Raw genomic sequence first — 25,303 nt, forward strand, 5'->3', positions numbered from 1 at the left:
AGCGTAACTTATAACCTTCCTCCTGCTTATGATCACAATGGACAAACGGTCCCGATTTCAAAGTCATATATTTACCCCACGATGGATCCTAGCAACATCAAGTTTCCACAAGTGATCGGGGATGCTCACTTAACAAACCGAAATATAACGATGAATATCGGGGGTACGACCATTGTTGCCGAATATCGGCCAGCGGCAGCCGGTTTATCGGTAAACGTTCCTGCAGGCTGCTTGAGTCCCGGTATGAACACAACCAAACAATTGACGGCCACTTTAACGAAGCCGGATGGGACGACTCAAAATGTTTCAAGCAGCCCGAACACGACATGGTCGATCTCCAATCAGGCAGTGGCTTCCGTGAACTCAAGCGGATTGGTAACGGCAAGTTCGGCAGGCAGCGCTACGATCACAGCGCGCTATGTCGACACAGCGGCAGGCATCGATCAAACGGGTACCGCATCGGTGACGGTATCCAGCAGCTGCGGGTCTCAGCCCGGGTGCACCCCTCAGATCAAGCCCCCGGTCAAAGGCACCGTCAACCAGGATGCCGTCATGGACCCTGCGGCCAGCGGTGTGCTTCTCGCGGATATGCGGGATGCGGAAAGATTCGATGTGTTAAAAGGCATCCCGACTTCGGAAAGCCTCTATGCGAACGTATTGGGGCTGGAGTATTTATTTCAAAATCAATTTGCGAGTATGACCGGCGAGGTGTCGTATGCGGTTGAAGTTACCAAAAAATACGTTTGGACGGAAGGCGGCGGGGAAGGGGCGCCACCGGTCCCTATGGAGGAAACCGTAACCGAGACCATGACTGTCAAACGGCCATATAGCTACTGGCAAATCGACAATTTGGAGGTCTACGGATTAGAAAAATCCACGATCACGAATTATGCGCTCGGCGGCTATCCCGATGAAACGGTTCAGTTGGATCCCCATGGCTATACGGCGCCAACGCTGCAATCCGGCAATAGCGACGATGTAAACGCTCACGTTCACCCTGCTACTTGCAGCGGTGTCAATCTGGGAACAGGCGGAGGGCCTCCGCCGGGAGGCACGCCGCCGGAGTTTCAATCGGCGGCGGAGAACGCCGTGGGCCGCAACCAGGTGAACAACGACCTGGTCGTTTTTAACGGCGTAACCGTTATGGAAAATTCCCGGCACCCCGATCAGGGACAGACGCCGGGAACGATCCCGCAGCCAACGATGATCGGCCGCGATGTGCTGTACGGCAATGGCTACGTCGTCAGCAATTCGCTCGTCAACCGGGCGGACCAGCCGACGACCGGCACGATCTATTACCCGCTGATCCCGGGGAATGTCAAAGGCGGATCGGATAAAGACTATCCGATCGACGGCATCAATCCGGTGACGGTGCATACACCGGTGGTCATGTACCCGTCTGTGACCGACGATCAGGCGCACAACGAAAAAGTCGTGCCCACCGCAGGCCGGGCGGCGGTCATTTTGGACCGGCCGTTCACGGTGTTCGTGCCGACGACCGGCCAGCATGACGCGTACCCCGGCTTTGGCGGGTACGGGGTCACAAACGGGTACGGCGATTACGCCAAGTACACCGCCAACAAGCAAGTCCGCTTCGAGTTCGACGTCTGGAATGCGGACAAGTCGGCGTACATCGTGGCGGGGACATGGGTCGACATTCCGGTGAATCAACCGGACATGACGTTCATCATGCCGACGTGGATCGACGAAGGGTTTTATACGGTTCATTTTCGGTCGATTGCGATCAATGCGCCTACGGACTTTACGACACAAACGAGCGCCAATTTCGATTGGCCGAATCATGTGGCCACGAACACAATTCCGGTGGAAGTGATCGGCAGGTTGTACGATTTTCATATCACGGATATCGGCGACTATGATTGGCAGTACGTGTTCCGCACGAGCGACGGCATCTCGCCGACAGGCGTTTCGTACTGGACCGGCACGAACGATATCGACGGAAACCCGCGGGGCAACAGCTATCCGTACGTGCTGCCGATTCACCCGGGAAGCCACCCGTTTCCGGGCTATGACCATACCGTGTCGATCAAGACCGGGTATCATTTTAAATTCGACTTGAAGACGAAGGGGAATATGTTCGGGCGACGGGATGGAATTCGGATCACGCCGACCTTTTATTTTGTGAACAAGGATGGAACGGGGCGTATCCCGGTGGATCTGTACTACCATGCGTATTCGGAGAACCCGGTGAGGTATTTTGTGAAAATCGGCTCCGCGGACGACAAGCAGCAGCGGCATGTGCTGCTGAACGACACGATGCGCAATGTGCCGGGCGAGGAACTCACCGATACGGCCGCGTATGTGGCGGACAACTATGGGGTCAGCGACTTTTTGTACCGGGCTAAGCGCAAGTCTTGGGTTGGAAATGCGTACGCATGGTTCACGTCGCCATGGCTGACCCGGACGATGATCGGACCGAAAGCCGGCGTGCCCGGTTCGGTAGATCCGCAGCGGGCGCTGGCTTCGATCCAGCATTGGTATGGCGAGTACAGCTTGCCGGCGGCGCCTTATGTGGTAGCGGCGGGTACGAACATCGCGGAGTACGGGAGAACGCATGGCGGGCTGGACGATCATTCGCCGATCTTTTTGAAGGATGGGTACATCATCGTGAATTTCAACCTGGAGAGCATCAAGAACGCCGATTATGCGAATCCCTTTTTGCGCTATTACCGGCTGCCCGGGGAGAACGTGCCGCTGGACAACCAATGGCAGATGGAAGGATTCAGCAATACGACGACGGATAAATACGGCAACACGTTCACGCTGATGGACGGCGATGTGGCGTTCTATCATGGGGATTTATCCAGTTATGACGATTTTGGCGCAAGGGTAACGCATTAAAAGAGCTGCGGTCCACTAACGAAAGGGGAACTTAGGTGCAAATACGTGTAGACACATCGACTCTGCGAGCCACGGCGAGCGAGCTTTATGCGACGATCGGGACGCTGGAGCGCATCCAAAGCCAGCTTCACAGCGCGATGAACGGGCTCACGATGTCCAGCCGTCAGCGGTCCGATGTGGACAGCGGCTACCAATCGATTGACCGGATGCTGCAGGACCTGCGCTACGAACTGCAGCAAATCCAGGACTTCGCCACGAAAAAAGCGAATCAGTTTGATGAGGCGGATGGGAAAGGCGCGGGTATTTTCAGCGGAAGTTGGAAATCATGGGTGAAGGATGTCCTGACCGGGCGGAGTTTCCTACCTCAAGTCAAAAACGCAGCGGCAGTAAAAACCATGAGTACAACGTGTACGGGACGAAGCGGAGCGAGGTTACTCGATTTTCTCGAAAGTGGGCTGGATGCGGTAGAGACAGGAATCACTTGGCTGGACAACAAAGTCAAGCAAGGGGAAGAGTGGGTCTATTCAGCACTGGATGCAAGCACCTATAATGGACAAGGAAGAGATATCATCCAGAAGCTGCTCGAAGGAAGCAAACTGGATAACCGCTACATAACAAGCGTACTGGACGCCGTAGACCAACGCATTCAACTGGAAGAGCATTTTAAAACCGGAGTGGCCAAAGGAGTTATAGGGACACTATCTGGTGTGGTATCATTAGCTCTGAAGGGCAATGCGTTTAGCTCGGCAGTGCGAAGTACACAATACGCCTTGAAGACGATCCGCAGCGAAAAACCGCTGTATACATTGCAAGAAGATGCAAAGAATGGGATCGCGAACGTGAAGCAGCTGCCGGGACAAGTAACGAAAGCAGTCGTGAACACGATAAAGGAATTTGAAAAAGCGAGTCCGAACCGGAAAGCGGAAATGCTGGGCTACGGCATCGAGAAAATGGCAGAAGTCTTTGTACCGTTAGGGGCCGTTGTACGAAGTGTGAAGGGTGCGGAGGAATTGAGTGTCCTCACATCGAATGCAAGCAAGGCAACTGCCACAGTGGAGGCGGAGAGCCCGCTTGTTCCGCTGGTGAAGCAAGCTGAGGGGACGGGGAAAGATAGATTACCTGATAGCATGTTAGGGAAGAATGATTCTGATCCGTTTAGGGATATTTATGGTCCTGGACGTCTCTCCCACCCTGAGGAATGGGATGATATTATTAAGCAAGCACAGGAAGCAGGAGTAGAAGTAAGAATCCTAGATCGTGATATTATGGCATATGCACCAAAAGGAAATATTCCAGGGCAATTAAATATATATGAAGATGCTTCAATAAGTGCTCTAAGACATGAGTATCAACATTTTCTAGACGATATGGCAAAAGGCTACCCCAAATTGGATGTTACTTATGAGTTCAAAAATAGAATTATTATGGAACTCAGAGCATACATGGTTGAAATAAAAGAGGCTGACCGAATAGGTAACAAGGCTCTTGCTGAGCAACTGTGGAACAACTATAGAACTGAAAGGCAATATCTAATAGACAACTTTGGTCCTGTAAATGAATAAAGAGAGGCGATGAAGAGTGAAACCTTTAAGTTTATCGAAGGAAATAAGAGAAGGCAAATTAAACGATCTTGAAATTATCAAGTGTTTAGATATTCATCATAATCAGGTTTTAGTAAGTGCTATAAGTCAGATTGTCAGCAGAAAATTGTGTAACGAAGAGATTATTTCTAAACTTTCTTACATCAGCAAATTTCGAGACCCGAATGTAAATAAACTCTTTGGAATCGACACCATAGGGCATTACAGCATAGCGGCACTTTTGGCTATTGATACTCCTGAATCGAAATGCAAATATGAGGAATTAATGGCTGATCTTGATGATTGGGATAAAGAAATTGTGGAAAGAATTGCAGAAAGCATGAATTAATTAATAACAGTGGTGGGCGGGCTACCCAGTGCCGAATGAACCCAACATTCAACCAATAACAAACTTAACCTATGTAATGCCCGCATGAAGATTTCGTCATTTCGTTAGTACGCATATAAATGCTTGAATTTTATCACCTATATAACGGTTTTCCGTTACGTTGAACAGGTCGATTATGGTCAGATACGACCATGATTGACCTGTTGATCTCTCCCTGAATGGCCGATGCTACGAAACGCTGCTTCCCTTCTTCCGTTCTTCGGCCATCTGTTTGGTGCCATCGTATTCCGGAGCATTTGCAGGGGATGGGAGTTTGGAAAATTAGTCGTCAGATTAGTGTATGCGCAGGCCGCAGATCCCCTATGGATACGGGCGTACAATCATTTGCCTCATAGTTAGCTTGACAAATGGGCGACTTTCCAGTGAAATAAGGATAAGCTCTGCAGGTCCTTACAAAGAGCAGCATACTGGGAGGTACGTTCATGTCGCGCAAGTGGGAAAGAATGGTAAGTAAAAATGCGAAGAAGGCCAATGTGCTGAGGTCGAAGCAAGGGATATCCCCTATTTCCGATCCTGACAAGCCTCAAGTATTTAAAGGCCGCAGCCTTTTGCTTCCTTTATTGTTCGTAATTATTTTCGTGTTTCTGCTGGCTACGTACACGAAGGCCGACCAGAACGGCATGTATATAGTTACGATATGCGGATACTTATTCGTAGCTTTGTTGATGTATTTCGTTCGCCGCCCCTATTTGAAAATAGGCAAGACCAATCTGGCGAAGAGAGGATATTCGAGAGAACTCATCCTCGAAGCATCGAATATTAAACAAATTGTTTACAAGCCGGGGTCTGTGTCCATTGAACTGGAGAATAAAACGCGGTGGGTTTACTCGAAGCGTATGAACCTTTTCGATGTCGCTGTCATTGCAAAGAAGCTGCAGCGCTTTGCCGAGGTCAATCGGGTTGCTTTCGAGGATCGGACTCAGCAAGAACAGAAATAAAAACAAGAAAAAGGACAGTCGAGCCGCTGATGAAGCGGTCAGGCTGTCCTTTTTCTTGAACGTTGAGAGGAGTACGACTCGCAATTTCAAAGTAATGGATCTTAAGCCGCGGCAGGCAATAGAGCGGCAGTCCCCTCTTTTTTTATTTTGTCCTGACAAAAAAGCACATTTTGTGAGATTTTTGTGAGAATCGGATGTTATAATGTAGTCAAAAAGGACTATAAAATAATAGGCCGATCGGATTAATTCAATGGCCGAATTGGAGAGGTGCTTAAAATGGACGATAAATTTTTTAGCCAGCTGCAGACGATGAGTCATGACGATGAGATGAGGTATAGGGTGCTGATCCGCGGCGTTAAGCAGATTCTGGATGAGAAGCAGAAGAAGGGTTTGCTGAAAAAGATGTTTCCGAAGAAAAAACATATAGAAGCCAAAGCTTGGAAATGAGCGGTTCGGGCGGCATGGGAGCGTGCAGCGCGATAAAATAAAACGGAGCGGGTTCTAAACCCTGGCTCCGTTTCCATTTTGCCCGAGCGGGACTACTCGCGTTTGATGAACAGTTGAAAACGCTGTTTTTCAAATAGTCCAGAGAATAGAAAACCGGCCTGTCGGTGTCGTCAAAGTGGAGCTGCTTCAGTAAAACGATCTCTTCGCCGAGCACGTCAATGGCATTCCGATCCATTTCTTTGGACCTATTCAGCGCGCAGATTTCGGTTATGGCGTAGGCGATGCTGATGCCCATTTTGCTTTTTAAAAAATCGAAAATCGCCCCGGAAAACTGCCCGTCAAAGTGGCCGGCGAAGCTTTGCTGGCCACCGGGTTTCAGGCAGGAACTCATTCACAATGCCCTGCTGTCATTGTTATAAACAGCTTGGAAGAAGCCGCCCGAACGCGCCGTAAAAGCGGAGTTCGGGGGCTTCTTTTTGCTAGGGCTGAACAGCTGCTTTATTTCCACATGGAAATACCGAAAATGTGAAGATTGGGCATGATCGGGAGAATTAGGCCCGTGGCGGTTTTGGTACTGTTCAGCCTGGTTTTGGCCGCATACAGATACACCTTGCTGGGCAGCAAGCCCGACTTGTTGTTCATGGTACTCGCCTCCAGGGCGATGACTTCCCCGTTTACGTGAATCGGGTTCCACCAATCGGAAAATCCGAGCGGCACTTGGTCGGTTGTGCCGTCCTCGTATATGACGGTGAGCGTATCCAGACAGCTGCCGAATTGGCTGCTTCCGAGCACCATGATTCCGCGATACCGGTCTGCTTGAAGCGGAACCGACTGGCCCATGCAAGACAAATTATCGAAGGAGTCATCGAGCAGGGCGCGGAAAGCAAAGGACATGTCCGCAACGTGCAGCTCATGGCTTACGGGAATGCCGGCTCTCGCGTAGCTAAACCCGTTGGTATCGTAATCGGCGGTTCCGCTTTCATTGTCGAACCCGCGGGTGTCGAACAACTGCTGCAGCTGCACATGCTCGATCTTCTGAACGGTGTCATCCGCAGACAGCGGGGCGGGAAAGGCGGAAACGAAAGCCTGATTTTGAATTTTGGAAGGCTCCAATTCAGCAATCAGCCGTTCGACGAGTCCTACTTCGGTTTCGGCGTTCGTCCGTATTCGGCCAATCACATTGTCTTTCATTTTGTCATCCAAAAGATGTAAAGGCATATAGTTCAGCTTGGCGATCAGGCCGCGAATCGTGCTCCACTTGTTGGCAAGCAGTTTCATTTCCCGGGAAAAGTCGCTTAGCTGCGGCAGTCCATACAGGGTTGAAATGTAATCAAGCGTTTTGACATAGTTGAACCGGCCGGTGACCAGCGTGTTCAATTTCGAATTAAGCGGGCCCGCCATAAAGTCGTTATTTTGCGACTCTTTCGCAAAATCGATGGAGCGGAACGTTTCCGCCCACGCCTCAAAGCTGGCCGGCGCGATGTCCAAATACTCCAGCAGTTTGGTCCGCAGGCTTGCCAGCACCTGGTTTTTACCCGGCATACCGGAGCCGGAAGGCTCCATCGTCATGCAGGAAATAAACCCGTCCATGTAATGATCGCGCGGCAGCCGCATATTCTTTTTAACGAAAAAAGGGTCGACGCATAACAGATCGCCGGTTTCGGCGTCAATGCCGGCTACGAGCATCACATGCGTAAAGTAATGGATTTTTTGGTAATTATTATCCCAGGGACTGTAGAAAGTATCGATAATAAGACCGATCGGATTATTTTGGGATAGCTGTTCTTTGAAGAGGGCTAAGCCGTCGGTCGGGGAAATATTGTGGTATACCTCGATGTTATATCCGTGAAAATGTTGGAGCAAATCCAAAGCATTGCTGAAATTCGTCTGCATCCGGGTTCCGATGGTCTGGTCCGGTCGATCCGGGTCGAAATAAAATTTCAACGCGTCCGCGTACATCAGCTGATATCCGCGCCGATACCAGCCGTTCATGGTTACGATGACATCATCAAAACAATCCCCTCCATCGCTTTTTAGCGGTTCGAGTTCAAGCAATTTCATGCACGCATCTCCAACCTTTCCCGTATTTTGGTTTCGAGGGACTTCCATATACTTACATTCATATTAGACTAAATTTTATTTGTTGTATAGTTATCTTGACAAGCTTGAAATCCGCAAGTTAAGATAAAGAAAAAATAACCCTTTAATTGGAAATTAACGCGCGTTAATTTTTACCTCTGCAGTACGATCTGCAAGTTACCGCAACAATTGCCTCCATGTGCATGCAAACGACTCCTTTTACAGCTTTTTCATCCAAGAGCAGCAGCCCCGATGTTCGCCATATCAAGTCGAGGAATAGGAGGACTGTTTGATGTTCGACGTATTTCGACCCGATCATCCGAAATGTTATTCTTTGACTCACCCTCAGAAGCGAATATGGTATACCGAAAAGATATACCCGGACACGTCGCTGTACAACATCGCCGGTTCGGTAAGAATCAATGGGCCCGTCGATTTCAGCCTCCTGGAAAAGGCGATACGCCTGCAAATCGCGAGGCATGAAGCGCTTCGCATCAGAGTCGTGGAAATCGACGGAGAACCGCGTCAATATGTGGACGAAAGCGATGCCGAAGCACCGGATTTCATCGATTTTTCCGTCTATGACGATCCTGAGCGGGAATTCCGGCAGTGGCTGGAAAGGGAAGCGCAAACGCCGTTCGTTTTGGAGCGGGAAAGGCTTTGCCGGTTTCCGATGTTCAAAATTTCCGACCAGGACAACGGATTTCTTGTAAAATTCCACCATATCGTTTCCGACGGATGGTCTAGCAATTTGGTCATCGATCAGATTTACGATTGTTATATGACGCTTCTGAACGGACAACCGGCCGAGCTTGAACCGGCGCCCGCCTATCTGGAATATGCCCGGCAGGAGGAACGGTATATCCAATCCGAAAGATTTCAGAAAAACAGGCGGTTTTGGCTGGACAAGTTCAGCGTTCTTCCCGACATTTTGACGAATCATGGTTACGGTTCCACGGCGGGAAAAAGGAAAACATACGAATTGGATCCCGTTCGTTCTTTGCAAATCAAAGAGCTTGCGGCCAGCGCGAAATGCTCGGTCAACACAATATTCATTTTCCTGTACATGCTGTATATGAACAAGACTGCGGGGCAAACCGATCTTGTCATCGGAGTGCCCGTATTCAACCGTTCGGGGCAAAAGGAGAAGCGAACCGCAGGGATGTTTACAAGCACGATGCCTTTCCGGTATACGTTTGACGATTCGAGCCCGGTTCTGGAGGCGCTTGTCCGTATCCACCAGCAATTGACGGAATGCTACTATAACCAAAAATATCCGTACGACCTTCTCGTTCAGGATCTCGAATTAAATAAAAGAGGGGGCGACGGCTTATTCGGCACTTGTGTGAACTATTACAACACCAAAGTCGCAACCTCGTGGGACGGCTCTCCAGCGAAAGTGGAAGAGCTGTATAACGGAAACCAGCTGTATGCGCTGCAGTTGGTCGTCAAGGATTGGGCCGAATCGGGAGCTTTGCTGCTCGAGATCGATTACAAGCTTCAAGCGTATACGGAACGGCAGATTGAGGATTTGTACGATCGGCTGAACATACTCGTCGAGCAAATCATTTGCAATCCCGGCGAGCGGATCGCCAGGCTCTCCTTGTTGTCCGAGGCTGAGAAAAGCAAGCAGATTGCGGAGTTCAACGATACCGGGGCCGAGTATCCGCGCGGCAAGACGATTCACCGGCTTTTCGAAGAGCAGGCGGCGCGAACGCCGGAGCGGATCGCCATCCGCCACGAGCGGGAAGAGCTCACCTACCGGGAGCTGAACGTAAAGGCGAATCAATTGGCGAGGCGCCTGTCCGCCCGGGGCGTGGGCCGGGAAACGGTTGTCGGGTTATTGACCCGCCATTCCATCGAGACGGTGATCGGCATCTTGGGGATTTTGAAGGCGGGCGGAGCTTACTTGCCGATTGATGCCGCTTACCCGGACGGCAGAATTGCCTATATGCTCGAAAACTCGGGCTGCAGCCTGCTGCTCGCGAACATGGATATAAGGGAACGCGCCCTGATGAAGGGAGAGGTCATAGACCTGAACGACCCCGGCCTGTATCGGGGCGATTCATCCGATCCGGAAGCGGAGAGCGGTCCCGGCGATTTGGTCTACGTCATCTATACGTCGGGTTCGACCGGAACGCCCAAAGGGGTCATGATCGAGCACCGGGGCTTGGTCAATTACATTTGGTGGGCCAAGAACATGTATGTAAAGCAGGAGATCGAAATATTCCCTTTGTATTCGTCCCTTGCCTTCGATCTTACGGTAACTTCGATTTTCACGCCTTTGATTTCCGGAGGCTGCATCATGGTTTACGGCGACGACGGAGACGAATACGTGCTTTTTCGGATTATGAAGGAAAACAAAGCTACGGTCGTCAAGCTGACGCCGGCGCATTTATCTTTGCTAAGGGAGCTGAACCACCAGGATTCATCCGTCAAACGTTTTATTATCGGGGGGGAAGATTTAAGAACAAGCTTGGCCAGGCAAATTGAGGAAAGCTTCGGAGGACGAATTGAGCTTTACAACGAATACGGCCCCACGGAGACGGTTGTCGGATGCATGATTCATGCTTTCGACGCAGAACACGACCAGAACGTCTCGGTTCCGATCGGAGTTCCGGCCGACAATGTGCAAATTTATATTCTTGATCCCAATTTGAATCCCGTGCCTGTGCACGTGATCGGAGAACTGTACATTTCAGGGGACGGAATGGCAAGGGGGTACATGAACCGGGAAGATTTGACGAGGGACAAATTTATTCCGAACCCTTTCGCAAAAGGCAGGAAGATGTACCGGACAGGGGATCTTGCCCGGTTTTTGGAGGGCGGGAAGATCGAGTATGCGGGCCGGGTCGACCATCAGGTGAAAATTCGCGGCTACCGCATCGAATTGGGCGAGATTGAGCGGCATTTGTGCGAGCACGACGCGATCCGGGAAGCCGTTGTCATCGACCGGCGGCATGAAGACGGAAGCCCGTATCTTTGCGCGTATGTGGTCGGCCAAAGCGGCGCTTCGTCAGCAGAATGGCGAACGTATTTGGCGGACAGGCTGCCGGCGTATATGGTGCCTGCCCATTTCATCGTGATGAATGAAATTCCGCTAAACAAGAACGGGAAGGTCAACCGGGACATGCTGCCCGAGCCGGAGAAACGGCAGCAGACCGGGCTTGCGGCCGATATTTTCCGGGATGAGGCGGAAGCGGGACTGGTCGGCATTTTGCGCGATGTGCTGCAAGCCGGCGATATCGGTTTTGCCGACAATTTTTATCATCTTGGCGGCGATTCGATCAAAGCGATCCAGGTCGCTTCGAGGATGAAAAGCGGCGGGTACGGCATCAAAGTCGCGGACATCTTGTCCAACCCTGTGATCGGGGACATGGTAAGGCGCGTAAGCAAATCCGCTGCGGCCGATATGGCCGATCAGCGGCGGTGCGAAGGCGGCATTCGGTCGACGCCTATCGGCTCGTGGTTTTTCGCCCAACAATTTGCCGACCGGCATTATTATAACCAATCGTTATTGCTGAATTTGAAGCAGCCTATCGATGCAAGCGATCTTGAGCGGTTGATGGATGACCTGATCGAGCATCATGATGCTCTGAGAATACATGTAAGCGCCGATACCGAGGCGTTGTTTTACAACAGCCGGGCGGAGAAGTGCCGGGTCGAAGTGTTTCATTTGGCCGATTACAGCTATGAAGAGCAAAAATTGCAAATGCGCCTGCTGGGACAGTCGTTGAAAGCATCGATGGACATGCATCGGGGAGCACTGCTGAAAGCCTGTCTGTTCGATCTTGGGACGAACGGCACAAGGCTGCTGCTGACGGCTCACCATCTGATCGTCGATGCGGTGTCGTGGACCATTTTGCTGGAAGATCTGGTCAGCCTTCACCGGCAATTCGTCATGAAACAAACGGAACCGCTGCCCTTGAAGACAGCCTCCGTACAAAGTTGGGCCGAATACTTATGGAACCATGCGGAAATCATCGAGAACGAGCGAGCGTATTGGGAGTCCGTCCTCGAGGTCGATGCGGCGGTTCGCGTTGATTTTGCGCTCGGGGAAGATACGGTGGCAAGTTCAGAGACGGTTATCGAGCATTTGGCGGAGGAGGAGACCGGCCGATTGCTCGGCCAGGCCAATGCCGCCTACGGCACCGACGCGAAGGACCTGCTTATCAGCGCTCTCGGCGCCGCTATTTTCGACGTTTTCCAAATGGACGAAGTCGTGATCGAGCTGGAAGGCCACGGCCGGGAACCGTTCGCGGCACCGCTGGATTTGTCAAGAACGGTCGGATGGTTTACAAGCCTGTATCCGGTTAAACTCTTCCAGGTATCTGCTGAGCTTATGCCCGATCGGATCAAGCGCACCAAGGAACATCTGAGGAAAATTCCCCGGAAAGGCGTCGGATTCGGCGTGCTCGCCTGCTTGACAGAAAGCATTAAGGACAACGGCGGGCAAAAGCGGATCAGGTTTAATTACTTAGGCGATTTTGACGCGACTTTCGACAACGATTTATTTTCAATTGCGGATGAACCTTCCGGCGCTGAATGCAGCATGGATAACCGCCTCACTTCGCTTCTGGATATGAACGTCATGGTGGTGAAGCGGAAGCTGCATGTGTCGGTAACTTACAGCCGCAATCTGTTTAAAGCGGAGACAATTAACGGGTTTGTGCAAACATACGCGAGTCATGTAAAAGCGCTCATCCGCCATTGCTGCGAAAAAAACGAGGTGGAGTTTACGCCGTCCGATTTTGAAACGATCGCTTTATCCCAGGAGTCGCTTGAAGGATTGTATTTCTGAGATTATCTTGCCCGTTGGGAAAGTTGCTGGAAACGAAGACAAATTTACGGTAAAGCGTGGGGATAAACAGGATGATAAATCCAATGAGTAATCCGGTGAATCATTTGTCCATCTTTCAAATTTGCAGAGGCAGGGAATATGCCGGGAGCCGATTTGAAACGAGCAGCCGACCCGAACGATTCAAAAAGGTTAGCGGTCCATATGTCAGATTAAAGACATCGATTTATACGGAAGAGTCTTTTAGGTCGGCGCCGTTGTCCGGCACGAGGATGCTGGAGCGCATCTTGCTCCCTTCGTTCGGAACGACCGCCGTCAAGTTTTACGGCCATCAGCCGGAGCTTTTATGGTCGTATCCGTCTGCCGGAGGGTGCTACCCGGTTGAAGTGTATGTAGTCATCCGCAGCATGGACGGGTTTGAACCCGGCATTTATTATTACAGCGCGCTGCAGACGCTGCTCTACAAAATGCCCGGAGCGGATGCTGCGGACCTGCTTTGCTCCACATTGTTGGAGCAGGACCATAATGCGGACTTTTATTTTGTCCTTTCCATTGTTCCATGGCGAACTTGCTGGAAATATTCGCATAAAGGCTACCATTTCAGCCTGATCGATTCCGGGCATGCGGTCGCTAATTTTCAGCTGATTCTGCATGCATTGGGTCTGGATCATTCCGTATATACGATAACAAAGTCCAAAGATATCAAGTCTCTGCTTCAATTGGACGACCATGAAGAACCGGTTGCCGTTATTGCGGTTCGCCACCCGTTAAGCGAAGAAAGCGGCAGTGTTTCGGCTTTGGCGATTCTGAACGAGCATGCTGCATTTGCCGATCACACCATCCCTTCTTCGGAAGATAAAGAAGAGAATTTGTTCGACTGGAAGCCCATCGCCGATTTTCAAGCCAAGGTAAGCCGTTCCGTACGCGAACCTTCGGAAGGATGGCTGGCCCGCCATGCGCTGCCGGCCGAATGGGACGATTATAATCAAGTTCTGCGGCTTTTGATCGAGCGGAGATCCAGTCCGGCCTACGCGCTTGCGGACATTTCGCGGGACCATTTTTGGCGGATGCTTGATTTTATTCATCAGTTGAACATTTATTCATCCTTTTATATGGTTGTCCATGCCGTTGAGGACATGCTGCCAGGTATTTACCATTTTGACGGTCAACTGAGAATGATCGAAGCGGGGGATTTCAGGCAGGTGTTTGCCAATCTTTGCTTGGGGCAAGCGTTGGTGCATAATTGCTCGATTCTGTTTTTTTTCGTCATGGATGTTTCCCAGGCGGATGAGAGCGACTTGGCGTTATTTCAGCAAAGAGCCATTGCCGACGGCATTTTGGGGCAGCTGATGTATTTGAAATCCCAGGAGCTTCATTTGGCCTACTCCGCGATCGGGGGCTATTACGACGAAGAGGTGAGAGAGCTTTTGCAATTGCCGCATCAATCGCAAATCATGTATGCCGGCGCATGGGGCAAGGGCGACCCGAACTCGGCCTCGATCCGGAAACTTGACCGGTACGTTCTTAATAAACCCGGAAACGGGCTGCAGTAGCCGACCAATCCAAATACGCCGAAAGAAGTCTGGAGGATGATTATGTCGAGGGTCGTTTTCTTCAGTGTGGATATGCACGGTCATGTCAATCCAACGCTCGGATTCATCAGCAAGCTGGTTGAGCGGGGGGAAGAGGTCATTTATTACACGGATGAAAAGTTTCGCGATACGATCGAGCATACCGGAGCCGTTTTCAAAAGCTACAAGGGCGGCATTGGTTTCGGAACCTATGACGGCGGAGGCATCGAGGCTTTTCTGGTGACGGCCGATTTCATTTTGAGCAGAAGCCGGGCGGTGATCGATGCTTTCGGGGAAGAGGTTCGGCAATTAAAGCCCGATTATATTATTCATGACGCTTTTTGCTACTGGGGGAGAGAAATTGCGCAGATGCTCGGCGTTCCCGGCATTTCGCTGTTCGCCAATTTTGCTTTTATCGACGAGATGGCCGCTATCGATCCCGCCTTTTTCATGGAAAACGTACTAAGAGCCGGAGACGATCCTCTCTACAAAAAGCATAAAGGAGAAGTCGACGTATACCGGAAAATAACGGAAAAGCTGTCGAAAATCGTAGCTTTGAAGTACGGTTTGAAACATATCAATGTCGTTAACGATATTTTTTGCAGCAAGGAGCAGCTAAACATCTTGTTTACGTCGAAACAGTTTCAAATTTATCCCGAAGCGTTCGACGACAGCTACTTGTTTGCCGGGTATTCCATATATCCGAGAAAGGAAACAGCCGATTTCCCTTACGAGGCGCTTGACGGTAGAACGCTGGTTTATATCGCTTTCGGCACTATTTTCAATGCGGTGGCGGATTTTTACGAAACCTGCATCAAGGCTTTTGGGGGAACGGATTATCAGGTCGTGATGTCGGTCGGGCATGAGGTCGGATTGGAGCGGTTGGGGCCGATTCCGGACAATTTTCTCGTATACCCTTACGTTCCTCAGTTGGAAATTTTAAAGCGCGCGGACGTTTTCGTCACGCATGGCGGCGCCAACAGCATCCATGAAAGCTTATGCTTTGAAGTTCCCACAGTCGTCATTCCGCAAAGCTTCGACCAATTTATGGGCGCTATCGCGGTGGAAAGGGCGGGAACAGGCATTTTCATGAAGGACAAGGAGATCGGAGCCGCCGGGCTGGCGGAAGCGGTCGACCGCGTTTTGACAAACCCGGCTTATCGCGACAACTGTCTGAACATAAAGCGGTCACTTGCGTCTACAGGCGGATTGGAACAGTTGGCGGATGATATATTCGCTTTCGTCAAACGCGAAAAGGAAAAGGTTGCGAATCGATGAAAAGAGCGCTGATGCCTCTGCTGACGCTGACGTTCCTCATCTTGCAGTGGTTTGCCTCTGCCGCTTCCGCTTCAGCCTCACCGCTGCTCACAGCGGATCGAACAAGCGAAATCGAAGCTTATATTCAAAGCAATATGAAGCGGTCGCAAATACCCGGTCTTTCCGTAGTGATCGTGAACGGCTCCGAAACGGTTTATAACAAAGGCTTCGGTTATGCCGACAAAGCCACCGGGAAATCCGTCACGCCGGATACCTTGTTCGAGCTTGGCTCCACAAGCAAAGCGTTTACGGCGCTCGCAGTTTTTCAGCTTGAAGCTCAAGGGCTATTGCATCTCGAAGACCCTGTAAGCCGGTATTTGCCGTGGTTTCACATGAAAGAAAAAGGGACTCCGGCGGACATTTCCTTAAGCCAGCTCCTGCACCACACGAGCGGCATTCCGTTCAAAACGATCGGAGACATTCCGAAGTCGGACGCCGAAGACGGGCTGGAACAAACAGTGAAAACGCTGGTCGGGCAGGAACTGGATTTCCCTCCCGGCGACAAATACGTCTATGCCACCATCAACTATGACGTGCTGGGGCTAATCGTTCAGGAAGTGTCGGGCCAGTCCTACGAATCTTATATGGCCGAACATATTTTAAAGCCGCTTGGCATGAATCATACGGTGATGTTCAAAGCGGGTGCCAATTCCGGCGATTTGGCGCAGGGATACAAATTCGCGCTGTTTCGGGCGGCGGCCTATGACGCTCCCGCATACAGGGGCAACGTTCCGGCGGGGTACGTCATCACCAATGGGCTGGACATGGCAAAATGGCTGAAAATTCAGCTGGAAACGGCGGTTCCGGGCGGCTTCGACCGCAGGCTGATCGAGAAGTCCCATCTGCCGGACAAGACGGTCACGCCCAGCGACGACGGCTCTTCCTACGCTTCGGGCTGGTCGGTTTACCAGAGCGGATCGGGCGAGCTGTCGCACGGCGGAAACAATCCGAATTTCTCGTCGTATATCGTTTTCAGGCCGCAGGACGGCGTCGGCGTGGCCGTCATGGCCAATCTGAACTCCTCCTACACGCAGACGATCGGGCAGGGCGTGATGAACATCATCCAAAACAAAAAGCTGCCGAAGCCGGCGAACGATATGTACAAAAGTATGGATAGCATAGCGTCGGCTGTGCTCTTCATCTCTTTTCCGATCATCGCTTTGACCCTATGGTTGATGTCCGTTTTCGCCCGGCAGGCGCTCGGAAAACAACGGAGGTTTACCGGAAACGCGGCCGGTGTTACGCTCGTCTTCCTGACGTTTCTTGTTTTTATGGCCACTTTCGCTTATTGCCTGTACCGCATCCCTGATGTGATTTACTACGGGCTCAACTGGAATTTCATTCAAGTGTGGGCGCCTTCTACGCTTGGCGCCGCCGTTGTTGCAGTGTTTGCGGCTGTCTTGCTGTTCAGCCTGTATTTTATGCTCACGCAGTTTTTCCCGAAGCCCGGCGAAAAGCCGATTTTCGTGATGATCGTGCTCAGCATGGCGAGCGGTTTTGGCAATGCGATGATTATATTTGTGGTCAATGAGGCGCTGAACCGCGACAATGAGAAGTTTCAGAGCGGCCTGCTGCTGTATTTGCTCGTCGGCATCGCCGTCTATGTGTGCGGGCAAAGGCTGGTCAGAAGCCGTTTGATCCATATGGCCAACAACATGGTGTACCAGAAGCGAACGGATTTGATTCGAAAAATTTTGAATACGTCCTATCAAAAAGTCGAAAAGCTGGAATACGGAAAAATCCAGGCGGCGCTCAACAACGACACGGAGACGATAAGCGATTTTTCCAACATCGTTATTACCGGCGCAACAAGTCTCGTTACGCTGACTTGCTGTTTTGTCTACATGGGTACGATCAGCGTGTACGGATTGCTCGTTTCGGTGCTCGTCATCGTACTCGCCGCCGGGCTCCATTTTTGGATGGGCAAACAGGCGGGCAAGCTGTGGGAACAGACGCGGGACATTCAAAATGTCTTTTTTACCTTTATTAACGATTTAATCGCCGGGTTCAAGGAATTGAGCATCCATAACGGCAAACGGGAGGACTTCAAACGCGATATGATCGCCAGCTCTTCTACGTACAGGCAAAAGCGCATTCAGGGCGATATGAAGTTTGCCAATGTGAACGTGATCGGAGAGCTGCTGTTTTCTTTTGTCGTCGGTGTGATCGCTTTCCTGTTCCCTGTGCTGTTTCCCGATTTAAAAGATACGTCGATTCGGACTTATGTTTTCGTGCTGCTGTATATGACCGGGCCTATTCACGGCATTTTGGGCACGATTCCGAATTTGTTCCGGGTGAAAATCAGCTGGGGCAGAATTAACGAGCTTTCCCGGCAGCTCGATGCCGCAGGCGGGGAGCAGACCGCCCGTTTGGCGGAGCCGCAGCCGGCACCTTTCGCGGAGCTGGAGCTGGTAAACGTCGTCTACCAGTATACGAACGAGGAAGGCGAGACCTTCAAGGTCGGGCCCATCGATTTGGCGTTCCGTTCAGGCGAAATTACGTTCATAACCGGCGGGAACGGCAGCGGAAAGTCGACGCTGGCCAAGCTTATTTCCGGCTTGTATGCGCCTGACAGCGGCGAAGTCCGGGTGAACGGGACAGGCATCGATACGCAGCGGCTGGGACAGCATTATGCTGCGGTTTTTAGCGATTTTCATCTGTTCGCGAAGCTGTATGGCATCGATTGGGAAGCAAAAACGGGCGACGTCGAAACGTATTTGAACGTGTTGGGTTTGCACGACAAGGTCCGCATCCAGGACGGCGAATGGAGCACGCTCCGGCTTTCCGCCGGGCAAAGGAAACGGTTAGCGCTGCTGGTCAGCTATTTGGAGGATCGCCCGATCTATTTGTTCGACGAATGGGCGGCCGATCAGGACCCTGAGTTCAGGCAGTTTTTTTATGACACGCTGCTGCCGGAACTGACGGGCAGAGGAAAATGCGTCATTGCGATTACGCATGACGACCGGTTTTTCGGCATGGCCGATCAGATCGTCAAGATGGAGACGGGGAAAGTCATGAAGCGCGAAAGACGCAGTTTTGCGGCGGCCGCCATGGATACGGCCATGAATTCGTGAAGAGGGTGGGAGCATTGATGGCAACGGACGCGAATAAATTGGACAAAAGAAATATAGAAGACGTGCTGGCCTTGACGTCTACCCAGGAAGGAATGCTCTATCACTATTTGAGCAGCGAAGAGAACGGTTTCTATTTCCAGCAGCTGACTTTGCGGCTTTCCGGCGAAATGTGCCTGCAGTCACTGACAAAAGCATGGAACTACGTCATAGAGACGAATGAAATGCTGCGGACGGTATTCAGATGGAAAAAGCTTGAGCATCCCGTGCAAATTGTGCTGGCCGCAATCGAAGTTCCGATGATGACGTACGATGTGTCCTCCTACCCTGCCGAAGACCGGGAAAGGCTGGCCCGGGAAATCGGGGAGCGGGACAGGCGGACGCAGATCGATCTGGAAACGCGGCCTTTTCGAATTACATGGTGCAAGCTTGACGATGTACGCTCCGAAATGATCGTCACCTGGCATCATTTGGTGTATGACGGCTGGAGCAACGGCATTATTTTGCAGGAATTTATGGCCGCCTACGACGCGTTCCATTCGGGCCAAGAGCCTGTAAAACCTCGGAAAACGAAATTCAAGGAGTTTATCAAATGGCATCAGGGCCAGGACAAGCGCGAGCAGCAAGTGTTTTGGAGCGAGTGCCTGAAGGATGCTGCGGACCGCACTTCCTTGCCGCACGTTCTGGAGGACCGTTCGGAAACGGAGCCCGGCCAGGCCGCGAGCCATACGGCGGCGTTCACGGCTTCGGAAGTAAGCGCCATGACCGAATTTGCGGCGAGCCGCCAAATTACGCCGGCGGCACTGCTGTACAGCGCTTGGGCCGTCCTGCTGCACAAATACAATCGGTCCGGCGATATCGTTTTCGGAACGACCGTGTCGGGCCGGGTGCCGGATGTCGATCGGGTGGACGAGATGGTGGGGCTTTTTATCAATACGATCCCTTTGAGGGTTCATTTCCCCGATGGCGGACGTGCGGAGGAACTGATCCGATCTGTCGACGGCATGCTGAAAAAGAGAGAACGGTTCGAAAACACCCCTTTGCCGGATATCGGGCGGTACAGCGGGATGACGGGGAAGGACGATTATTTCGATTCGATCGTCGTGATCGAAAACTATCCGCTGGACAGCAGCGCGAAGCAAGGCTGTTACCTTAAGGTTGACGGCTACAGCATGCATGAAACGACGCATTACGCTTTGACGCTTGGCATCCAAACTTTCGGCGAGTGGGAGATCGAGTTCGCCTATCATACGAGCGGCTTTTCCAAGGATGCGATGGAACGAATCGCCGGGCATTTCAAGGAAGTGCTGCGGCAAATGATCCGCCGCCCGGACGTGCAGGTCAGCGACATCGGGATCGTCACGGAGCGGGAGCGGCATCAAATGCTCAGCGATTTTAACCGCCCAATCCGGAAGCATGGCCCTGAGCTTATTCATCAAATGTTTGAACAGCAAGCCCGCCAAACGCCGGACCATATTGCGGTTATTTGCGAGGGGAACCAATACAGCTACAGGGAAATTAACGAAATGGCCAACAGAGTGGCCAGGCGGCTTAGGGAAGCGGGCATGGCGCCCGACGGTCTCGTCGCCCTGCTGATGGAACGGTCGGCTGATTTCATCGTCGCCATGCTCGGCGTGCTGAAGGCGGGAGGCGCGTATATTCCGATCGATCATACGTTTGCGGCCGAAAGAATTGCTTATATTTTGCGCGACAGCGCTGCGGGTATTGTTTTGACGCGCAAGGGGGCGGCGGATGGGCTCGCTTTTGCAGGAACGGTCATCCATGCGGACGACGATCTTTTGCACACCGGCGATAGCGCCGATTTGGAGAATGTCAACGTTTCGGAGCATCTCGCTTACGTCATTTACACGTCCGGCTCGACCGGCAATCCGAAGGGCGTCATGGCGGAGCATCGGAATTTGCTGAGCTACGTGCAAGCGTTTCAGGACGAATTTGGCCTGACGGCTGGCGATGTCGTCCTCCAGCAAGCTTCATGCTCCTTCGATCATTTCGTAGAGGAAGCGTATCCCGCATTGCTAAGCGGGGGAACGATCGTCATCGCCAACCGGATGGACGTTATCGATATCGATCGGCTGACAGCGCTTATCGAGGAGCACGCCATTAGCGTCGTGACGGTTCAGCCGCTGCTTTTGAACGAATTGAACAAGCGGGAGCGGCTGGCGAGCGTTCATACTTTCATCAGCGGAGGGGACGTATTTAAATTTGAGCATTTTTCCAATCTCGTGAAGTATGCGAATGTATACAATTCTTACGGGCCAACGGAATCTACGGTTTGCGCAACCTATTACAAATGCGGTACCCAAATGGTGAAAAACATTCCCATCGGCTCGCCGATTACGGGTTATAACGTATACGTTTTGGATGAAGGAAACCGGTTAATGCCCATCGGCATACCGGGGGAAATTTGCATTGCCGGCAGCGGCGTAAGCAGAGGGTATTTGAACAACCCGGAATTGACGGAGCGGGCCTTCGTCGCGAACCCTTTCGATCCCGGAACCCGCATGTACCGGACGGGCGATATCGGGGTTTGGCAGCCGGACGGCCGTATCCGGTTTGTCGGCAGAAACGACGAGCAGGTCAAAATACGGGGCTACCGGATCGATCCGCGGGAAATCGAGCATGCGCTGCTGGGGCATAAAGCCGTCGGCGAGGCGGTCGTTTTGCCGATTGACGACGCGAGCGGAACGAAGTGCATCGCCGCTTACATCAAGCCGGCGGACGAGATCGAAAGCTATGCGTTGAGGGAGTATTTGAGCGGGCGTCTTCCTCATTATATGCTCCCTTCCTATTACTATAAGATCGATGAAGTTCCGCGGACGGGCAATGACAAAATCGACAAAAAAGCGCTCATGCGGTCCAAGGAAAGGTTGAACGCCGGCGTTTTGGAAGAGCAGTTCGCCAGCGAAACCGAACATAAAATTATGGCGGTATGGAAAGAAATTTTGCAGTCGGACAGCGTGGGCCTTCATGACAATTTCTTCGATATCGGGGGGAATTCGATTTTGCTGATGCACATGCACGCCAAGCTGGAAAAAGAGTACGCCTGGGGGACGAACATTGCGGATTTATTTTCACAGTCCACCATTTCCAAGCTGGCCGGTTGGGTGGATGCGAAGGACAGGGCTCCGCTGTCCGAACGGCCGGCCGTTGCGGGCTATCAGCCGCTGCCTGCCGCTTATTTCGCGCATCAGCCGCACGCAAGCGGGGTCGGGGTCGTCCGGTTTCATCTGCAAAACGGACTGCCGGAATCGCTCCGGCAATTGGCCGCCGAGAGCAATGTCGAATTGGTTGACGTGCTGGTGTCCATGTACGGCTATCTTTTTACCGAAATCAGCGGAAGCAAGACCGCAACGCTGCATTGTTTGTCGGAGGACGGCGGGGACGTGCTGCCGGTGCGGATTGATTTGGCGGAACTGCAAGGCTTTCAGGAGCTGTTCCGGTTCGTAAACGGCGCGAGGAGCGGTTCCGGGAGCCTGGAAGCGTACCGGTTTAACGGAAGGGACGGACTCGCTTTGGACGTGACGAGCAAACCGAAAGATGCGGTGCTGCCGTTCGTTTACAAAGACGCCGGGCCAGGGGAGGTTGACCGGTTGCTGGAAGTGTACGATATTGCGCTCGGCATCGAAGGGGACGGCGACGGGAAGCGGATCTCTTTTGTGGGTAAGTTTAACGGCAAAAGGCTCGATAAAGAAAAGATGAACACTCTTTTCCGTTCCTATGGCCGATTGCTCACACAATTGTCTCAGAGCAGGGTCTATTCATGACGGCGTTCAGCATCTTCTTTTTTTCGTCGGACAGCGAGGAAAATGCCGGGCACAAATACGGCTCTCTTTTGGAAATCGCCCAATTTGCCGATGAGCGCGGGTTTGCAGCCATCTGGACTCCGGAGCGGCATTTCCATCGTTTCGGCGGCCTGTTTCCGAATCCGTCCGTCCTCAGCGCCGCCATCGCCGTCAGAACCGAGCGGATCCGAATCCGGGCCGGGAGCATCTCGCTTCCTTTTCACCACCCGATTCGCGTTGCCGAAGATTGGTCTGTCGTTGACAATTTGTCGAACGGCAGGGTCGACATTTCCGTGACTTACGGGTGGCATCCCAAAGAATACGTGCTGGCGCCCGATCATTTCGAAATCCGCAAAGAGATTATGTTCGAGCGGATCGATATTTTGCAGCGGCTTTGGCGGGGGGAGCCCGTGACGTTCCCTTCCGGCGACACCGAGCATGTCATTAATCAGATTTATCCCGAGCCCAAACAGCGCAAGCTCGACATCTGGATAACGACGGCAAGAACGAAAGAAACTTGGAGAAAAGCGGGCGAGATCGGGGCCAACATTTTAACCGCACTGTATGCCATCGACATCGCCACGCTTCAGGAGAATATCGCCATTTACCGCAGCGAGCGGAGGAAATTCGGACATGCCTCGGACGGGGTCGTCACGCTTATGCTGCACACATTTATGGGCGAGGATGTCCAGAGGGTCAGGGAGACGGTCCGCGAGCCGATGATTCAATATTTGATGCGGCATACCGAGATGTACGATGCGGATATGATCCGGAAAGAGCTGGGCATAAGCCCCGAGCAAATTACCGATGCGCACCGCCGGTTGCTGGCTTCCATGGCGTTCGAGCGATATTGGAAAGAATGCGCGCTCTTCGGCAGCCCGGAGTCATGCGCCCGGACGGTGGACGCCATGGCTTCCATCGGCGTTAACGAAATTGCCTGCCTCGTTGATTTTGGGCTGCGGCACGCCGATATTCTAGAAAGTTTGGAGCAGGTGGACCGGTTAAGACGGCGTTACGGTTCGTGAAGCAAGGACAGACTCCCAGGAGTCAGTCCGGTGAATCACGTAGAAGGTATGCACAAAAGTAACTCCGTCGGACTGACTCATGGATGACGGATTGGATGGAAAGGAGCGGTATTCATGCGAAAATTGGCTTTCCTGTTTCCAGGGCAAGGCTCGCAATATGCAGGTATGGGCAAAGAGCTTTACGACGAATACGCGTCGGCGAGGCAAGTTTTTCAAGAGGCTGACGATACGTTGAACGAAAGTTTGAGCAAGCTGTGCTTTGAGGGCAGCCTCGAGCAATTGTCGCGGACGGAGTATACGCAGCCTGCTTTGCTGACGGTCAGTGTGGCGGCGTACAAGGTATTTATGGAGGAAATTGGAATATCGCCTGTTTATGCCGCAGGGCATAGTCTGGGCGAATTTTCGGCGCTCGCGTGCGCCGGCGCTATCCGCTTCGCGGATGCCGTGACCCTTGTCCGGGCGAGAGGACGGTTTATGCAGGAAGCGGCGGCGGAAGGGATCGGGGCGATGTGCGCCGTGATGGGAATCGGCAAAGAGACGATTCATGCGGAGTGCGAGCGCGCATCCGGTCACGGCGGGGAGGTTGTCGTTTCGAATTACAACGCGCCGGACCAAATCGTTATTTCCGGGCATGCGGAGGCGGTGCGGACGGCCGCACAAAGATTGGAGGCGCAAGGCGGAAGGCTTTCTTACTTGAACGTCAGCGCGCCTTTTCACAGTCCGCTTATGGCGCCTGCGGCGGCAAAGCTGGAAAACGAGCTGAACCGCTGTGCCTTCGGCCCGTTCCGCTGGCCTGTTTTGTCCAATGTGACAGGGGAGCCTTATTCGGAGCCGGATGAGATCGTGCGGAATTTGGTCGCGCAAATGATATCGCCGGTCAGATGGGACGCGACGATGCGGTATCTCAGCCGCAATGGCGTCGAGAAGGCGATTGAGCTCGGACCGAAAAGAGTGCTGGCCAACCTGGCGAAGAAGAATGATCCGCAAATGATAGGCTACCCTTTCGAAAAATTGGAAAATCTGGAAGAAGTCCGCAAAGGGCTGGAGCCGGAATTGCGGGAGCAAGCGCAAAGAAACACCGTCAACAACGTAGTCACAAAATGCCTGACGGCAGCGGTGAGCACGCGCAATACGAATTGGGATGACGATGCATACCGCCGGGGGGTTGTTGAGCCTTACCGGAACATTCAATCGATGCAGGAGCAGCTGGACAAGAACGGGAGTAGCCCCGATTTTGGGCAAATGAATGAAGCGCTGCGAATGCTGAAGCTGATTATGGATACGAAAGGGGTTTCCGAAGCCGAACAAAGGGAACGGTTCCGCGAAATTGTGGAAGATACGGGTACGCGAGAGCAGTTTGCGCACTTCTACAGCGCTTAGCCTACACAATCAGGAGGTGAAGA

General features: G+C 52.2%; 13 protein-coding genes. 11 read left to right on the forward strand and 2 right to left on the reverse strand.

What is annotated here, in order from left to right; translation table 11 throughout:
• Nucleotides 1–243 precede the first annotated feature (243 nt).
• The 4 genes from AC3G2T_RS17730 to AC3G2T_RS17745 all read left to right on the forward strand — a co-directional run bounded on the left by AC3G2T_RS17730 (nucleotide 244) and on the right by AC3G2T_RS17745 (nucleotide 5,789).
• Nucleotides 244–2,862, forward strand: coding sequence for a DUF5704 domain-containing protein (locus AC3G2T_RS17730; RefSeq protein ID WP_488436379.1), 2,619 nt, complete (start codon nucleotides 244–246; stop codon nucleotides 2,860–2,862).
• Nucleotides 2,863–2,897: 35 nt separating this feature from the next.
• Complete coding sequence (locus tag AC3G2T_RS17735; RefSeq protein ID WP_488436380.1) at nucleotides 2,898–4,424, forward strand: hypothetical protein; 1,527 nt, start codon at nucleotides 2,898–2,900, stop codon at nucleotides 4,422–4,424.
• A gap of 16 nt (nucleotides 4,425–4,440) precedes the next feature.
• Nucleotides 4,441–4,791 (forward strand): hypothetical protein, encoded by a 351-nt coding sequence (locus tag AC3G2T_RS17740; protein ID WP_474681182.1) that lies wholly within the window; start codon nucleotides 4,441–4,443, stop codon nucleotides 4,789–4,791.
• Nucleotides 4,792–5,273: 482 nt separating this feature from the next.
• Complete coding sequence (locus AC3G2T_RS17745; protein WP_474681180.1) at nucleotides 5,274–5,789, forward strand: hypothetical protein; 516 nt, start codon at nucleotides 5,274–5,276, stop codon at nucleotides 5,787–5,789.
• 355 nt (nucleotides 5,790–6,144) lie between these two features.
• Here the strand turns inward: AC3G2T_RS17745 and AC3G2T_RS17750 are convergent, their stop codons facing one another.
• Nucleotides 6,145–6,627: a hypothetical protein gene (locus tag AC3G2T_RS17750; protein ID WP_488436381.1), complete on the reverse strand. Its 483-nt coding sequence runs from the start codon at nucleotides 6,625–6,627 to the stop codon at nucleotides 6,145–6,147.
• 107 nt (nucleotides 6,628–6,734) lie between these two features.
• A complete protein-coding gene (locus AC3G2T_RS17755) occupies nucleotides 6,735–8,297 on the reverse strand; it encodes a cysteine peptidase family C39 domain-containing protein (protein WP_474681177.1) in 1,563 nt (520 codons plus the stop codon).
• A 310-nt stretch (nucleotides 8,298–8,607) separates the two neighbouring features.
• Between AC3G2T_RS17755 and AC3G2T_RS17760 the strand changes: the two genes are divergently transcribed.
• The 7 genes from AC3G2T_RS17760 (at nucleotide 8,608) to fabD (ending at nucleotide 25,280) form a co-directional block, all read left to right on the forward strand.
• Complete coding sequence (locus AC3G2T_RS17760; protein ID WP_488436382.1) at nucleotides 8,608–13,116, forward strand: amino acid adenylation domain-containing protein; 4,509 nt, start codon at nucleotides 8,608–8,610, stop codon at nucleotides 13,114–13,116.
• 83 nt (nucleotides 13,117–13,199) lie between these two features.
• The gene (locus tag AC3G2T_RS17765) at nucleotides 13,200–14,666 is read left to right on the forward strand and encodes a SagB family peptide dehydrogenase (protein WP_488436383.1); all 1,467 of its coding nucleotides are present in this window, start codon (nucleotides 13,200–13,202) and stop codon (nucleotides 14,664–14,666) included.
• A gap of 42 nt (nucleotides 14,667–14,708) precedes the next feature.
• Nucleotides 14,709–15,962, forward strand: coding sequence for a macrolide family glycosyltransferase (locus AC3G2T_RS17770; protein ID WP_488436384.1), 1,254 nt, complete (start codon nucleotides 14,709–14,711; stop codon nucleotides 15,960–15,962).
• A complete protein-coding gene (locus AC3G2T_RS17775; protein WP_488436385.1) occupies nucleotides 15,959–19,075 on the forward strand; it encodes a cyclic peptide export ABC transporter in 3,117 nt (1,038 codons plus the stop codon). The genes AC3G2T_RS17770 and AC3G2T_RS17775 overlap by 4 nt, the downstream gene beginning before the upstream one ends.
• 17 nt (nucleotides 19,076–19,092) lie before the next feature.
• Complete coding sequence (locus tag AC3G2T_RS17780; RefSeq protein WP_488436386.1) at nucleotides 19,093–22,857, forward strand: non-ribosomal peptide synthetase; 3,765 nt, start codon at nucleotides 19,093–19,095, stop codon at nucleotides 22,855–22,857.
• Nucleotides 22,854–23,900, forward strand: coding sequence for a MupA/Atu3671 family FMN-dependent luciferase-like monooxygenase (locus tag AC3G2T_RS17785; protein WP_488436387.1), 1,047 nt, complete (start codon nucleotides 22,854–22,856; stop codon nucleotides 23,898–23,900). Before AC3G2T_RS17780 ends, AC3G2T_RS17785 begins: the two co-directional genes overlap by 4 nt.
• A 114-nt stretch (nucleotides 23,901–24,014) precedes the next feature.
• Entirely contained in the window at nucleotides 24,015–25,280 is a 1,266-nt protein-coding gene (gene fabD, locus AC3G2T_RS17790; protein ID WP_488436388.1) for an ACP S-malonyltransferase, read from the forward strand.
• The last annotated feature ends 23 nt before the right edge of the window (nucleotides 25,281–25,303 follow it).

The sequence above is a fragment of the Paenibacillus sp. sgz302191 genome, assembly GCF_057749925.1.